Genomic DNA, 15,772 nt, shown 5'->3' with positions numbered 1-15,772 from the left:
CATGGGCAAAAAAAATAATCAACAGAAGAGACAAAACAGTCGAAACAAGCCAAATCTGGATTTGAACAGAGCCTCCTCAAAGAAAAGCAGCATAAAAAAGACAACAAGAAAGAAGACTACTAAAACAATCGATAATCCCGCATCTAAAAAAGCGGGAAAACAATCCAAAAAGAAAAATACCCCATCACTACAGAAAAACAAAAAAAGTTTGTCGAAAAAAAAAACGGTTTAAGTATAAAAAGAGACGAAAGAACAAGTTGTTGAAAGAGGTTTTTGTTGCAATATTTTTAGCAGCAGTGCTAGTATTCCTAATTTCTTCATTTTTTATGTCCCTTAAAAAGGTTCAAGGGTATGGAATGTCACCTACTTTGCGCAATGACGAGTTGGTTTTAATTCAAAAAAAAATCGATATAAAGCGCTTTGACATCGTGGCATTCAAAAGAGGGGATGCGATTCAAATTAGACGGGTTATTGGTTTGCCTGGTGAAAAGATAAGCTACCGAGAAGACACTTTGTATGTAGATGATCAGGCAGTCGATGAAAAATTTATCGTTTCTGAAATAAATGAAAGTCAGAGTAATGGGCATCAATTTACTGAGGATTTTTCGCTCATGGAAATTATTTCTCAGCAAGAAGTGCCGATGAATCAATACTTGCTTCTTGGTGATAATCGTCCGTATGCCACCGATAGTCGTTATTATGGCTTAATCAATGCTGAGCAAATCATTGGCACAGTCACAGCAAGATTACTTCCTTTAGAAACATGGACTCTTTTTTAACAACAAGAGAAAGAATTATAATACTTTTGACCTCAAATTTTGTAATTGAAAAACTTGAGGTTCTTACCGTGTCTTTTTTGTTGTTTGCGGATGTGACTAGCCTAATTCAAAATATTATTTCTACTTCAGCCTCCAAACAAAAAAACACCCCCTGCTTCGATTAATATTTTAATCGAAGCCGGGGGGTGTTTCATTTAAATCAGCAAAATTTAATCTGATGCTTCTTCTCTTACAGCTGCTTTTTTCTTTTGTGCCATGTACCATAGGATTAACAAGATACCAATTACGGCCATAATCATTGCGATAATGAAGGCCATGGAGTAAGAGCCGCTTGCTTCACGAATTTGCGAAGCCAGAGATGGTCCCATGATGGAGGCAATCCCATAAGCGGTAAACATCCAGCCGTAGTTGGAAGCGGCTTTTGAAGCGCCCCAGTTTTCGGCTGTGATACCAGGGAATGATCCCAGGAAGCCACCGAAGGAAGAAGGAATTAAAATCAAGCCGAGAATGCCGGCAAATGTGCCGATGCTCTGGTTGAAGTTTAATAGTAATAATCCAGCAGCTGAGAAGATAAACATCAGCAATACTGTCACATATCTGCCCAAACGGTCGGAGATGGCGCCCCAGATAATTCGACCTAATGTATTAGATAGCCCCACAATCATTACGATGACTGTTCCGGTACCTAAAGAATAATAATCGGCAAGGCTGGCAGCGTGACCGATAATCATCATGCCACTTGTAGCCGCAAAGGTATACACGACCCATAGCAGCCAGAAATTTGGTTCTTTTAACATTTGTTTGTAGTTCTTGTCGTTTTCATTTGCTTGAACAGCAGTATTGGCGGTTGCTGAAACCGGTGCTTTTTCCATCCAGAAGGAAGCCGCACAGACAACTACTAATAAAACAACGCCTAAAATTCTGAAGGTATTATAGATACCAACTGAATTAATCATGCTGGTGGCAATCGGTGCTAAAATAATCGCACCTGATCCAAAACCGGCTGCAGTCAATCCACCGGCCAAACCTTTTTTATCAGGGAACCATTTAACTGTTAAGGAAGTTGCCGTACCGTAACCGGCACCAATTCCTAGACCTAAAATCAAGCCGTAAGTAAGATAGAGCATAGGAATGCTGGTAACAAAACCTGTCGCAAACATCCCGATACCAAATAATAACCCGGATAATAAGACCACTTTCTTACCGCCCTGTTTATCAATGATTGGTCCGCAGATAATCATCGCAATCGGCACCATTGCAAAGGAAATACTGAAAGCTAAAGACGTTTGACTTAAAGCCCAATCACTGTTGACCTCCAAAAGCGCAGACTGGAAAACTGACCAAGCGTAGCCGGCTCCTAAAGACATGTTAATGACGATAGCGGCAACCAGGACGGCCCATCTGTTCTTCGTTTTCTCCATTATGTTTCCCCCGATCTTTTTTATAAAGCGCTTACAAAATAATTTTAAAAAGGATTTGCTTTAAAGTCCAAAAACTTCTATTTACTATTCCCATAAGCTAAGCTTATAGTTTGTGAAAAATAAATATTTTAAATGACCAAAAAGACTACTGTTTATCAGGCATTACCTGAGTTTTCAAAAGAATTTGGCTGGCAAAAACAACTTGAAGAATTCTTCACAATAAAATGAATAAACTAAAAATAATTCCAAAAAAACTTCTTTTTCGTAATAAATTAGTTTCAGTGGCTAGTGAATGTTTCTAATTAAGCGTTTAACTAGCTTGGTCAAGCATTTTTTTGACGATTCCTGTTAAATATAGAAATTTTATTATTATTTGAGGCGCTTGTGATTCTTTAAAATTGTAAAAGACAGTTTTCTAAGGGAGACATCAGCTAAGCTGAACTGCAAAGAGTTAAACTTTTCGTGCTTGTGAAAAATATTTCTATTAGCGTTAGTTATAGGGTCTATAAATCTAAATAATTTTACTGGATTATTTGATCCCTCAAAAATACGCGAAAGTTAATTCATAAAATTGTTAAATTTTTGGCCCGGTTGGTTGTTTTTTGAAGGAGAATTCATTGGTAATGAAAAACTTACTATTCTTAATTATTATTTTTAGAAAAGGTGATTTCGTTGTTTTATAGGGAGATAAGTCCGTCATGGCAAAAAAACTTCTTGAAAATAAAAAAACCTATATTATGTAAAAAAATGAATTATTTTAAAGTTAAAATAGATTTTTGCTATTTTTTTTGCTAGAATTTTAGTAAGGGCTAAAATGAAAAGTGAGAATATTGGCTGACGTTGAAAATCGCAGCTATCCAGAAGGCGGCAGTTAATTAATTTATGAACGAGGTTATCTGTTTCTTAATGACATTGTGGGAAACATTGAATAAGATATAAAAAAATATTTTTAAAACGCGGCAAAATTAAGTGTTTTTTTGAAAATAAAAAAACGCTAGTCAAACTAGAAACAATTACTGCCAGTAGTTCTCAAGCTAAAATAAATAATTACAAACCGGATACCTATAAGTTTTACTAATAGGTAGGATAAAATTACATAATTTTTCAAATTTATCACAAAGTATTAAAATTGTAATTGAAAGTGCTTACAAAAAATCTTTCTCTGTTTTAGTTATGCTATGGCAATTTTATTTCCATTTAAAATTGTCGGTTATGCTGTTTTTGGACGTAATTTTTTTATCAGAAATAGTTGTTTCTTTTTAGAAAATCTTTTTTTGCTAGTTCGACAAGCAATCGTTGATTGGCGGCTAATTCAGTCATTCACTAAAGAAGCAGTGCAATCCTAGTGTGTTTGTGCACGAAAGTTATTGCTGAAAATTTTGAATGTCTGAAAGCGGCGAGTGACGGCAAAGTGATTTGAGAGGGGGCTGTTAATGGATATTACCCAATTAAGCTATTTCATCAAGGTCGTGGAAAGCGGCTGTAATCTTTCTTTAGCAGCACGGAAAATTCATATTACCCAACCTGCTTTGAGTCAGATGATTACCAACTTTGAAACGGAAGAGGAACTGCTGCTGTTTGAGCGGCGTAATGGTCGCTTTGAGGAGTTGACCCCTAGCGGCAAGCTCTTGTATGAGTATGCGGTAGAGATTGTAGCCAAGTATGAAGAGATGAAGGCGATGATTCGCCGGGAATCTTTGAAGCAAAAGGGAACAATCCGAATCGGTATCCCATCAGCGGTGCTAAGAATGTATTTTCTCTCCTTTCTGCCAAAGTTCATCTTAGATCACAAGGAGCTTCAAATTGAAATTGTCGAAGGCGGTGCCAAGGATTTGACAAAGAAATTAGTCGAAAATGATTTGGATTTGGCCGTTTTAGTTGATCCAGCAGATTTAGATTTAAAGAGTTTTGAACAGCAAGTCATCCAAATTGACGAATTTGTCGCTTATATGCGCTACGGCCATCCTCTTAGCGAGCAAAAGAGTCTTGTTTGGGAAGATTTAAAGGATTATCCATTGGGCACCTTTAATGAAAGCTATACTACTTTTGATTTAGTCAGCAAACGCTTGAAGCAACACTTGAAGCAGCCGCGATTGCAGTTTACCGGCGACTCTTTGGAGTATTTAATGGATCTGACCGGTCATTCGGATATTATTGTCATCCTGCAAAATGCGATGTATCGCTTGGCGGATCAATCAGTGGTTACCAAACGTGAAATTAAAGATTCCTTGCAATTTGTCTTATTGCTGTGCCGGCCGGTCAAAAATTTTTACTCGCCGGAGGAAAAGTTTTTATACGAATCGATTTTGGAATTCTTTTATCAGCCAGTCGAGTAACACGAGCTTTAGTTTGCTAAAAAGGAGACCCACTTTTGGAAAACTCATTGATGCAATATCTACAGGAGTTAAAGAAAAACGGCTTAGATGAACAAGCAACTGTCTTTGATCGGACCAATGAATTCCCTTTAGAATTAATGAAAGATCTCAGCAGGCAGGGGTTTATTCGTTGCGGTTTTCCAAAAGAAATCGGCGGTGACGGGACCAGCTTTAAAGATCACTTGGAGGTTATTCAAGAGCTATCAACCAGCTTTCCCACCCTTTCAAGTATTTTTTTGACCCAGTCGAGCTTTGCGGTTTGGCCAATTTATCATTTTGGTACCGAAGAGCAAAAAGCGGCTTATCTGCAGCCGTTGCTGGAGGGGAAAATCTGGGGGGCTTTTGCTTTAAATGAAGTTGGCTCAGGTAGTCAGCTCTCAGAAGTCCGCACAACGGCCGTGGAGTATTCCAATCACTGGCTGTTGAATGGGGCCAAGGCGACAATCACCAATGCGCCAATCGCTGGTTTGTTCATGGTGGCTTCTAAAGTCAAAAAAATGGACGGGCAAGAGGGCTATGGCATTTTCATTTTAAATAAGAAGATACCTGGCTTAAAAATTGGACCGGAAACAACAGAAGTCGGCCTCCATGCTTTGCCGGTGGCAGATCTTGAGTTTCGCGAGGTGAAAATTCCCAAGGAAAATATTCTCAGCGGCGACTTGGTCAACGAAGAACAGGTGGGCATGATTTTCAACCGGATTCGCTTAGCGATTGCGGCGCAGTCAATCGGCATTGCCAAAGGAGCCTTTGGTTATGGTCTAAAATACGTGACCAAGGAACGCAAATTTGGACTGCGGTTAATCAATTTGATTGAATGTCAAAAGGTTTTATCGGATGTAGTGACCGATATTGAAGCGGCGGAATCTTTTTTAAAGAATACCGATATGCTGGATTACACGGCGACGGTTCAGATTGCAAAAGTGAAATTGTTTTGTACCAAAACATCAATAAAAGCGACAGAAGCCCTAGTTGCAATGACTGGAGGCTATGGTTATACCCGTAATAATGTGATTGAGCGTTTTTCAAGAGACGCTCAAGTGACCGGCTTATATGGCGGTTCAACAGATGCACAGAAAAGAATTATTTCAAAAATTTGGTTGCAATCTAACGACACAAAGATTGAAAAAAATGATGAAATGGGTGAAGAATGAATGTCGTTAACAAAATTATTAGGTATTAAATACCCTTTATTTCAAGGGGCGATGGCACAAATTTCCCGTTATGAATTAGTTTCAGCAGTTTCCAATGCTGGCGGCTTGGGAATTATCGCTTCAGGCGCAATGGATGGCGCCACCTTACGCTATCAAATTCAGGCATGTAAAGAATTAACAGACAAACCCTTTGCTGTTAACTTGATGCTGATGATGGATAATATTGAAGAATTAGTCGACATTGTAATCGAGGAGGGTGTCCCGATTGTCACAACCGGTGCCGGTACTCCAAAAGATCATGTGCCAAAATTATTGGCAGCTGGTGTCAAGGTCTTTCCAGTAATTGCGACTGTTGATCAGGCGCAAAAGATGGAAGCTCTAGGGGTTCACGGCGTAGTAGCTGAAGGAACCGAAGCTGGTGGACACATTGGCGAAAGCAGCACAATGTCTTTAGTTTTACAGGTGAGTGAAGCCGTTTCGATTCCGGTGATTGCTGCCGGTGGGATTGTCAATGGCCGCGGCATTGTCGCAAGTTTCGCTTTGGGCGCTCAAGGTGTTCAAGTAGGGACTAGATTCTTGGCCTCTGAGGAAGTGCCAATTCCTGAGAGTTATAAATTAGCAGTTTTAGCAGCGAAGGACGATTCAACGGTGGTCACTGGCCGTACATCTCGCGCACCGGTCCGGGTGATTAAAAATCCGATGTCTGAGAAATATTTAGAGATGGAATATTTGAAAGTGCCCCGCAGCGAGCTAGAGGAATTAACCATGGGCTCACTGAGAAAAGCGGTGGTCAATGGCGATATGGTCAATGGGTCCATCATGGCCGGCCAGATTTCCGGCGCGATTCACAGTATCCGGCCGGTTAAATCGATTATCGATGACATGTTTGCCGAAGCTGAGGAAGTTATGAAAGAGATGCCTAAAATCTTTTATTAAACCAAAAGGTGTTAGACAGGGTCATTGCAGTAAGGAGTGTTGAAAACGCTTACTGCATAAAAATTATTTGAATACTAATTTGCTGATCATCTTTGATAGCAAATTGTAGATAAAAATTATATTGGAGGTCAATCACATGCAGTTAAACACAACTGAGCAACACGAAGCTTTTCGCGCTAAAGTCAGAGATTTTGCAGAGACAGATATTAAACCAATTGCAACGACTTTAGATCTTGAAAACCAATTTCCTGATGAAATTGTCAAAAAAATGGGTGAACTGGGTATTCTAGGCATTCCTTTTCCAGAGAAGTATGGCGGCGGTGGCATGGATACAACAAGTTATGCTATCGGTGTTGAAGAGTTATCTCGAGTGGATGCCGGCGTTGGGGTTATTTTATCGGCGCATGTTTCGTTAGGCTGTTATCCAATTTACAATTATGGTACAGAAGCACAGAAGAAAAAATATTTGGTGCCAATGGCAAAAGGTGAAAAATTAGGGGCCTTCGGTTTAACTGAAAGTGAAGCGGGTAGTGATGCCGGCGGAACGGAAACAACTGCTGAATTTGATGGTGAAAACTATATTTTAAATGGTAATAAAATTTTCATCACCAATGCACCTAAAGCTGATGTGTACATCATCTTTGCGGTAACGACACCGGGCATCGGTATTAAAGGCATCAGCGCCTTCATCGTTGAAAAAGGCTGGGAAGGCTTTGAATTTGGCGAACACTATGACAAATTAGGAATTCGTTCTTCTTCAACTGCTGAATTAATCTTTAACAACGTGAAAGTACCGAAGGAAAACTTATTAGGACCTGAAGGCAAAGGCTTTAACATTGCTATGAATACGCTAGACGGCGGTCGGATTGGGATTGCAGCGCAAGCGTTAGGAATTGGTCAAGGGGCCTTTGAAAGTGCTTTAGAGTATGCTAAAGAACGGGAGCAGTTTGGTAAAGCAATTGCTCACCAACAAGTTATCTCCTTCAAATTAGCTGATATGGCAACTGAATTACGGGCGAGCCGTTTGATGGTGTACAGCGCAGCTGAATTGAAAGATACAGGCAAACCATTTGCGATGGAATCTGCAATGGCGAAACAATTTGCTTCAGATAACACGCTGAAAATTGTTAATGACGCCTTACAAATCTATGGCGGTGCCGGCTACATTAAAGGCAGCGACGTGGAACGCTTCTATCGTGATGCTAAGATTACAACAATTTACGAAGGAACCAATGAAATTCAACGGGTGGTTATTTCTTCTTACTTGGTTGGTAAAGAACCGAAAGCGACTGGGGTCCCAGTAAAAAAGGGCCCAGCGACGGGGGACCGCAAGAAGATGATTTTCAAGGACGCGGATCAAAAGAAAAACGTTGCAGCCTTAGTCGAAAGCTTAAAGAAGGATGGCTACGATTTCTCGGTGGGAATCCCGATTGATACACCAATTGCCCAAGCAGAGCGGGTGGTCAGTGCCGGCCGCGGCGTAGGACCAGAATCAAACATGAAGCTAATTGAAGAATTAGCAAAACAATCTGGCTCAGCTATCGGCTGTTCTCGTCCAGTTGCAGAAACGCTTCACTATCTGCCATTAAGCCGTTATGTTGGTATGTCCGGTCAAAAATTCAAAGGCAACTTATACATTGCCTGCGGTATTTCCGGTGCCGGTCAGCATTTGAAGGGAATTAAAGACGCTTCAACAATTGTGGCAATCAACGTAAATCCAAACGCGAAAATATTTAAAAATGCTGACTACGGTATTGTCGGTGATATCGAAGAAGTTCTACCATTGTTATCACAAGCATTAGATACCGGAGAAGCGAAGAAAGAGGCTCCGCCAATGGTGAAAATTAAACGCTCTAAACCTAAAAAATCTGCTCCTTCATATAAATTCTATGTATGTGGCGGCTGCGGCTACGAGTATGATGCTGCTAAAGGTGATCCAGAGGGTGAAGTAGCACCAGGAACACTGTTTAAAGACCTGCCTGAAGAATGGACTTGTCCTTCTTGTGGCGAAGAAAAAACAGCCTTCATCGAAGGATATTAACAGCTGTGCTTTTACTAAATGTCAGACCAAATAGGGGGATTTAATATATGTATACAGTTAGAAAGGTAGCAGAAGATTTATACTGGGTTGGAGGCAACGATGTCCGCTTGGCATTGTTTGAAAATATGCATCCAATTCCTCGGGGCGTATCCTATAACTCATATCTGCTCTTAGATGAAAAAACTGTTTTATTCGATGCGGTAGACTGGGCAATCACCCAAGACTTTATCCGCAACGTAGAAATGGTTTTAGGCGATCGGGAATTAGATTACTTAGTCGTGAACCATATGGAACCAGATCACTGCGGTTCGATTGAAGAACTAATTCTGCGCTATCCGAAATTAAAAATTATCAGCTCAGAAAAATCATTTATGCTGATGCACCAATTCAACTATCATGTGGATGGTCATGAAGACCAAGTGGAAGAAGGCGATACTCGTAACTTTGGTAAGCATACAGTGACCTTCGTTGCGGCGCCAATGGTTCACTGGCCTGAAGTAATGATGACTTATGATATTACCACAGGAACATTATTCTCTGCCGATGCCTTCGGTTCCTTTGGAGCTTTGCATGGCGCATTGTTCAACGATGAAATGAACTTTGACCGGGATTGGATTGATGACGCTCGCCGTTACTACACCAATATCGTAGGGAAATATGGACCTTTCGTACAAGCTGCTTTGAAGAAAGCTGCTACAATCGATATCAAAATGATTTGCCCATTGCATGGTCCAGTTTGGCGCAATGACTTCGGCTATCTGTTAGATAAATATGACAAATGGAGCCGTTACGAGCCAGAAGAAAAAGGCGTGCTGATCATTTATGGATCCATGTATGGAAATACTGAATATGCTGCAGAATCATTAGCATCTTTGTTACACGACAAAGGTATGCATAATGTACGGGTTTACGACGTATCCAGTACTGATGTATCCTACTTGATTGCCGAAACCTTTAAGTTCAGCCATATCGTACTAGCCTGTCCAACCTTCAACTTAGGCATTTATCCGCCAATGAAGAATTATCTGAACGATATGAAGGCGCTAAATGTGCAAAATCGGACCTTTGCGTTAATTGAAAATGGTTCATGGGCACCGCAATCAGGTACGTTAATGAGCGAATACTTGGATGAAGAGTTGAAGATGATGAATATCATGGATGAAACTCTGAGCATCAACTCCGCTATTACTGATTTGGATGTACCAGATTTAAATAGTCTCGTAGACGCTTTAATCGAAGCTACAAAAGAATAATTAAGCTCAGTCGCATTTTGGTCCTTATCTTATCTAGACCAAAATGTGACTGCTTATCAACGGGTTAGGTCAAAACATAGTTGTTGGAAACTTGGGTTAGCAGGCTTTTTCTAGGGGTTATCTAAGGAGATTTGCTGGATATTTTACTGGAAAGGCCTGCTTTGTACTTATTAGCTTGAATTGAAAAGAGGAGAGTGTTTATGAGTAAATATGTAACAGCAGAAGAAGCAGTCAAAGTAATTAAAGATGGCGATAGCGTCGTTATTGGTTTGGGATGTGGCGAACCGAGCGCCGTAATTCGTGAATTCGGCAAAAGAATACCAGAATTAAAAGATGTTGTGACCTCACAAATGCTGCCATTAGGAACATCCCCTTATTCACAACCAGAGGCAATTGGCCATGTTCGCCATAACAGTTTATATGTTGGCGGCAAAGACCGCAAAGCTGTTGCTGAAGGCTATGCGGATTATACACCGCGCTTCTTCTCAAGAATGCCGGCTTTATTTACCGACGGCAGTATTAATGCAGATGTAGCTTTGATTGAAGTTAGTCGGGTGGACCAACACGGCTATGCTAGTTTAGGTATTTCTGTTGATTATACGATGACAGCCGCAAAAAATGCCAAGATTGTTATTGCCCAAGTCAATAATAATCTACCACGGACTCACGGCAATTGCTTTATGCATGTGGATGAGTTTGATTATATCGTGGAGGAAGATACTCCAATTCTAGAGTTGCCAAAAGCTGCACCAACACCAGAAGAAGTCCAAATCGGCAAATACTGTGCCAGCATGATTAAAGATGGCGATACGTTACAATTAGGTATCGGTAGCTTGCCAGATGCAGTATTAGATCAGCTACATGATAAAAAAGATTTAGGTATCCACAGTGAAATGTTCAGTGACGGCGTCATGCAGTTGGTTAAAATGGGCGTTATCAATAACAGCAAGAAAAACCTAAATCCTGGAAAAATGATCGCAACTTTCTTGATGGGCACACGGGAATTTTATGATTTCGTTGATGATAATCCAAGCGTTATGATGGCGCCAGTTGATTATACTAACGATCCATATGTGATTGCCCAAAATGATAATTTAATTTCAATCAATAGCTGTGTTCAAGTGGACTTAACTGGTCAAGTTGCTTCCGAAACAATTGGACCTTTACAAATTTCTTCAGTCGGCGGACAGTTGGACTTTGTTCGCGGTGCCAACATGTCTAAAGGCGGCATTTCAATTATTGCTATGCCTTCGACAACTAAAAACAATACCATCAGTAAAATCGTGCCATTCTTAGACCTAGGTTCCGTTGTAACAACCGGTCGTAACGATGTAGCTGTGATCGTTACAGAATATGGTATCGCTGATTTACGCGGCAAATCTATCCGTGAACGCAGCCGGGCTCTGATTGAAATTGCTCATCCTAACTTCCGGGAAGAGTTAGAAGCTGAATGGGAAAAACGCTACGGCATGAAGTGGTAAGAAAAAGACATGTTTGCGATTCAACTATTTGGAATTATCGTGAAAAGTCGAATTCGCAAATCAAACTAAATTTCTCACGAGAAATTTAATACCTTAAAAAGAATTAGGATGTCAGTTCCGCTTTTTGCAGAATTTAACTGTCAGCTGTTTAGCGGAATGATATGCGTACGAAGATAAAACTAAATTTCTGTGAAGAAATTTAATACCTTAAAAAGAGTTAGCTTGTCAGTTCCGCTTTTTGCAGAATTTAACTGTCAGCTGTTTAGCGGAATGATATGCGTACGAAGATAAAACTAAATTTCTGTGAAGAAATTTAATACCTTAAAAAGAGTTAGCTTGTCAGTTCCGCTTTTCGCAGAATTTAACTGTCAGCTGTTTAGCGGAATGATATACGTATGAATATCAAACTAAATTTCTCACGAGAAATTTATTATCTTAAAAAGAATTAGGAGGATCAACATTTGGAAACAGAAATTGTATTAGCAGGTGCAGTTAGAACTGCAATCGGTAAATTCGGGGGTTCTCTAACTAATACTTCAGTGGTGGACCTTGGTGCAGCCGTAATTAAAGAAGCCTTGAATCGGGCCGGTGTTGCGCCAGACATGGTGGATGAAGTAACAATGGGCTGTGTTTTACAAGCTGGCTGGGGACAAAACGTTGCCCGCCAAGCAGCGGTTAAGGCCGGTATTCCAGTAGAAGTCCCAGCACAAACTTTAAATATTTTATGTGGTAGCGGCTTGAAGAGTGTCAATATGGCAGCAACGATGATTGCAGCCGGCGAAGCTGATATTATCGTGGCCGGCGGAATGGAAAATATGTCCGCATCGCCATATGTTTTAAAGAAAGCCCGTTTTGGTTACCGCATGGGCCACAATGAAATTTTCGATAGTTTGATCGAGGATGGCTTAACAGATGCCTTCCATCATTATCACATGGGGATTACTGCCGAAAATGTTGCTGAAAAATATGGCATCACTAGAGAAGAACAAGATGCATTTGCGGCTGCAAGTCAGCAAAAAGCAGTCAAAGCGATTGCAGAAGGCAAATTTAAAGATGAAATTGTGCCAATTCCAATCAAGGTTAAACGGGAAACTGTCATGTTTGAACAAGACGAATTTCCACGGGATGGCATTACAGCGGAAGGATTAGCGAAAATGCGCCCAGCCTTCAAGCCAGAAGGCGGTACTGTTACAGCTGCCAACGCATCAGGAATTAATGATGGTGCAGCCGCAGTGGTTATCATGAGCGCTAAAAAAGCCAAGGAATTAGGCGTGAAACCAATGGCCCGCTTTGTTGGCGGAGCGACTGCTGGTGTTGACCCAGCCATCATGGGGGTTGGACCAATCGAAAGCACGAAGAAAGTCTTTGCGAAGACTGGCATGAATATCAATCAAATGGATTTAGTGGAAGCCAATGAAGCTTTCGCAGCGCAAGCTCTTGCAGTTGGTCAGGGCTTAGAATGGGATCCAAGCAAGGTTAACGTGAATGGCGGAGCGATTGCTTTAGGTCATCCAGTTGGGGCATCTGGTGCCAGAATTTTGGTGACATTATTGCATGAAATGGAAAAACGTAAATCTGATTATGGTTTAGCAACGCTTTGTGTTGGTGGAGGAATGGGTGTCAGCACAATTGTAGAGAGGATGTAGGCGATGGAATTTGTAACGTATGAAGAGCAAAATCAAATCGGCCTGTTGACTTATAATCGCCCGAAAGCGATGAACGCCTTAAACAGCCAAGTGGTGGCAGAAGCCAGCAGCTTGTTAGAAAAAATTGCGGAATCAGATATTCGCTGCTTGGTGATTACCGGAGCCGGCGAAAAAGCTTTTGTAGCTGGAGCGGACATTGCTGAGATGAAGGATTTGCCTTCAAAAGAAGCCCAAGTCTTTTCCGAAACTGGCAATCGGATGATGGAATTAATTGAAAATCTACCGATGCCGGTGATTGCGGCAGTCAACGGCTTTGCGTTAGGCGGCGGTTGTGAAATTGCCTTGAGCTGTGATATTCGCATTTCCAGCGACCGAGGTGTCTTCGGCTTGCCAGAAGTTGGCTTAGGTATTATGCCAGGTTATGGTGGCGTGCAGCGCTTAGTTCGAACTGTTGGGGCGGCCAAAGCGAAAGAAATGGCCTTCACTACCAGAAACGTTAAAGCGGAAGAAGCTTTGGCAATTGGCTTAGTCAATCAGGTTGTACCAGCAGAAGAACTGATGGACAGCGTGATGAAGATGGCCCAAAGAATTGCTGGCAATGCACCGTTTGGCGTTAGAGCGGTGAAGGAAGTTGCCAATAAGACGATTGGTTTATCTGTAGAGGATGGTTACCGGATTGAAAGCGAATTGTTCGGCCAATGCTTCTCAACGGAAGACCAAGCGGAAGGCATGGCAGCTTTCTTAGAAAAAAGAAAGCATGAGCCATACACAGGCAAAAGTAAAGGGTAATTACTGTAGCTGTGACATAAGCTATACAGAGCTGATGTCACAGCTACATGATAGTAAAATTTGATTAGCTGTTCTTTAAGAGCAGTTTGTGAGGAGGAAGCTTATGAAAATTGCGGTAATCGGTGCCGGTGCGATGGGTTCTGGTATTGCTCAAACGTTTGCGGTGAAACCAGAGTATGAAGTGATGCTCTGTGACGTAAAATTAGAATGGGCCGAAGCGGGCAAAGAGAAAATTGAAAAAGGGTTAAATCGTTTAGTTAAAAAAGAAAAAATGACGGAAGCGGATGTAGCTGCTGTGATGCAGCGGATTAGCACCGGAACGTCTAAAGATGTCGCAGATTGTGACTTAGTAGTGGAAGCAGCTGTAGAAAAAATGGAACTGAAAAAGAACATCTTCAAAGAGTTAGATGAACTTTGTAAGCCTGAAACAGTTTTTGCCACCAACACTTCTTCATTATCTGTAACCGAATTAACCAACGGATTATCGAGACCGGTTGTCGGAATGCATTTCTTTAATCCGGCACCAGTAATGAAATTAGTTGAGGTTGTTAAGGGGTTAACAACACCAACCGAAGTCGTGGACAAAATCGTTGCGATTTCTGAATCCATCGGCAAAATTCCAGTAGTTGTAGAAGACTCAGCTGGCTTTGTTGTCAATCGGATTTTAGTTCCGATGATTAATGAAGCAATCGGCATTTATGCTGAGGGTGTCGCAGATGCTGCGGACATTGATACAGCGATGAAGCTGGGAGCCAATCATCCGATGGGACCACTAGCTTTAGGGGATTTAGTGGGACTGGATGTCTGCTTGGCGATTATGGAAGTGTTAACCAGCGAAACCGGCGATCCTAAATACCGGCCGCATCCATTGTTGCGGAAAATGGTGCGCGCGAATCAATTAGGCCGTAAAACCGGCAAGGGCTTTTTCGAGTATTAATATAAGGGGTTTCGAAATGTAAAAAGGTTCTGCATAAAAAAGTAACAATGCTTGAGTTGAGTTGAATCAATGGCGGGTGGTTCCCTCATGGATTCAACTCATTTTTTTGGATTAAATTTTGAAAGACAGAGGTGAAGATATGACGACAATTGCAATTCCCGGTGGCGGCAACTCCGAAATTTTGCAGGTTGTTAAAGCTGCCAAAGATTTATACGGCGAGACAGTGCAATTTGTAATTTTTGATGAAGGAGAAAATCTCGACCCGAGCGCACCGTGGGACTATCATCAAACGAGTAAAGCTAATCGAATTCCAGAAGCCGTTAAATTTGTAGCGGCGGGCCATGGGGACATCTTAATGAAGGGGATTGTCTCCACCCATGATATTTTAAAGGAAGTTTTGCAAAAAGAATACAATCTACGAGATCAAAAACTGCTTTCCCATGTGGCAATCATGCATTTGGAACAGTTGGACCGGCCGATTTTAATGACTGACTCGGGAATGAATATTGAACCCGATGCAGAGCAGCTGAAAATGATTGTCAAAAATGCTGTCAAAGTGGCACACCAAATTGGCATAACTCATCCGAAAGTTGCCCTGTTAAGTTCGGCGGAAACTTATAATCCGAAAATGCCATCTTCAGTCTTGGCAACTGAGGTGACACAATCTTTAGTGTTGGAGGATGCTACAATTTATGGCCCTTTATCATTAGACTTATCGCTTTCGCAAGAAGCCGTGGCTCACAACGTTTTAGTGGCCCGATTACAGGGGATGCCGATATTTTGGTAGTACCGAATATTGATGCCGGAAATGTTTTCTATAAGTCTTTGCTGTTGTTTACCAACGCAACGATGGGCGGCACCATCGTCGGCACCAAAGTACCGATTGTCGTAACCTCCCGCAGTGACTCAACCGCCAGTAAATTAGCCGCTTTGGATTTAGCCTTAAAACAATTAGGAGGGTAA

12 protein-coding genes and 1 pseudogene are annotated in these 15,772 nt (G+C 41.4%); 12 read left to right on the top strand and 1 reads right to left on the bottom strand.

The features are described from left to right. The first annotated feature begins 1 nt into the window (after position 1). The gene (locus tag ACYSNU_RS03535) at positions 2 to 232 is read left to right on the top strand and encodes a hypothetical protein (protein WP_461735834.1); all 231 of its coding nucleotides are present in this window, start codon (positions 2 to 4) and stop codon (positions 230 to 232) included. Between the two features lie 25 nt (positions 233 to 257). Continuing rightward, positions 258 to 779 carry a signal peptidase I gene (gene lepB / locus ACYSNU_RS03530; RefSeq protein ID WP_461735833.1) on the top strand — a complete coding sequence of 174 codons (522 nt, stop codon included), beginning with the start codon at positions 258 to 260 and terminating at the stop codon, positions 777 to 779. A 209-nt stretch (positions 780 to 988) separates the two neighbouring features. On the opposite strand, the gene ACYSNU_RS03525 is transcribed toward lepB, so the two are convergent. Continuing rightward, on the bottom strand, positions 989 to 2,200 hold the full coding sequence (locus ACYSNU_RS03525) for an L-lactate MFS transporter (protein WP_461735832.1): 1,212 nt from the start codon (positions 2,198 to 2,200) through the stop codon (positions 989 to 991). A gap of 1,433 nt (positions 2,201 to 3,633) precedes the next feature. On the opposite strand from ACYSNU_RS03525, the gene ACYSNU_RS03520 reads away from it, so the two are divergent. The 10 genes and pseudogenes from ACYSNU_RS03520 to ACYSNU_RS03475 all read left to right on the top strand — a co-directional run bounded on the left by ACYSNU_RS03520 (position 3,634) and on the right by ACYSNU_RS03475 (position 15,772). Beyond that, positions 3,634 to 4,536: a LysR family transcriptional regulator gene (locus tag ACYSNU_RS03520; RefSeq protein ID WP_461735831.1), complete on the top strand. Its 903-nt coding sequence runs from the start codon at positions 3,634 to 3,636 to the stop codon at positions 4,534 to 4,536. Between the two features lie 35 nt (positions 4,537 to 4,571). After that, positions 4,572 to 5,726: an acyl-CoA dehydrogenase family protein gene (locus tag ACYSNU_RS03515; protein ID WP_461735830.1), complete on the top strand. Its 1,155-nt coding sequence runs from the start codon at positions 4,572 to 4,574 to the stop codon at positions 5,724 to 5,726. Continuing rightward, the gene (locus tag ACYSNU_RS03510; protein ID WP_461735829.1) at positions 5,727 to 6,662 is read left to right on the top strand and encodes a nitronate monooxygenase; all 936 of its coding nucleotides are present in this window, start codon (positions 5,727 to 5,729) and stop codon (positions 6,660 to 6,662) included. A 136-nt stretch (positions 6,663 to 6,798) separates the two neighbouring features. Next, the gene (locus ACYSNU_RS03505; RefSeq protein WP_461735828.1) at positions 6,799 to 8,703 is read left to right on the top strand and encodes an acyl-CoA dehydrogenase family protein; all 1,905 of its coding nucleotides are present in this window, start codon (positions 6,799 to 6,801) and stop codon (positions 8,701 to 8,703) included. Between the two features lie 47 nt (positions 8,704 to 8,750). Then, on the top strand, positions 8,751 to 9,956 hold the full coding sequence (locus ACYSNU_RS03500; RefSeq protein WP_461735827.1) for an FprA family A-type flavoprotein: 1,206 nt from the start codon (positions 8,751 to 8,753) through the stop codon (positions 9,954 to 9,956). A gap of 200 nt (positions 9,957 to 10,156) precedes the next feature. After that, positions 10,157 to 11,437, top strand: a complete 1,281-nt coding sequence (locus ACYSNU_RS03495) for an acetyl-CoA hydrolase/transferase family protein (RefSeq protein ID WP_461735826.1) — start codon at positions 10,157 to 10,159, stop codon at positions 11,435 to 11,437. A gap of 461 nt (positions 11,438 to 11,898) precedes the next feature. Continuing rightward, positions 11,899 to 13,083: an acetyl-CoA C-acetyltransferase gene (locus ACYSNU_RS03490; protein ID WP_461735825.1), complete on the top strand. Its 1,185-nt coding sequence runs from the start codon at positions 11,899 to 11,901 to the stop codon at positions 13,081 to 13,083. Between the two features lie 3 nt (positions 13,084 to 13,086). Next, complete coding sequence (locus ACYSNU_RS03485) at positions 13,087 to 13,872, top strand: enoyl-CoA hydratase/isomerase family protein (protein WP_265459905.1); 786 nt, start codon at positions 13,087 to 13,089, stop codon at positions 13,870 to 13,872. Between the two features lie 103 nt (positions 13,873 to 13,975). Beyond that, positions 13,976 to 14,809 (top strand): 3-hydroxyacyl-CoA dehydrogenase NAD-binding domain-containing protein, encoded by an 834-nt coding sequence (locus ACYSNU_RS03480; protein WP_461735824.1) that lies wholly within the window; start codon positions 13,976 to 13,978, stop codon positions 14,807 to 14,809. A gap of 139 nt (positions 14,810 to 14,948) precedes the next feature. Next, positions 14,949 to 15,772: pseudogene (locus ACYSNU_RS03475) on the top strand (phosphate acyltransferase).

It is taken from the genome of Enterococcus sp. LJL120 (assembly GCF_054871765.1).
The sequence above is the reverse complement of the archived record's forward strand: the minus strand, read 5'-3'. Positions and strand labels throughout refer to the sequence as shown.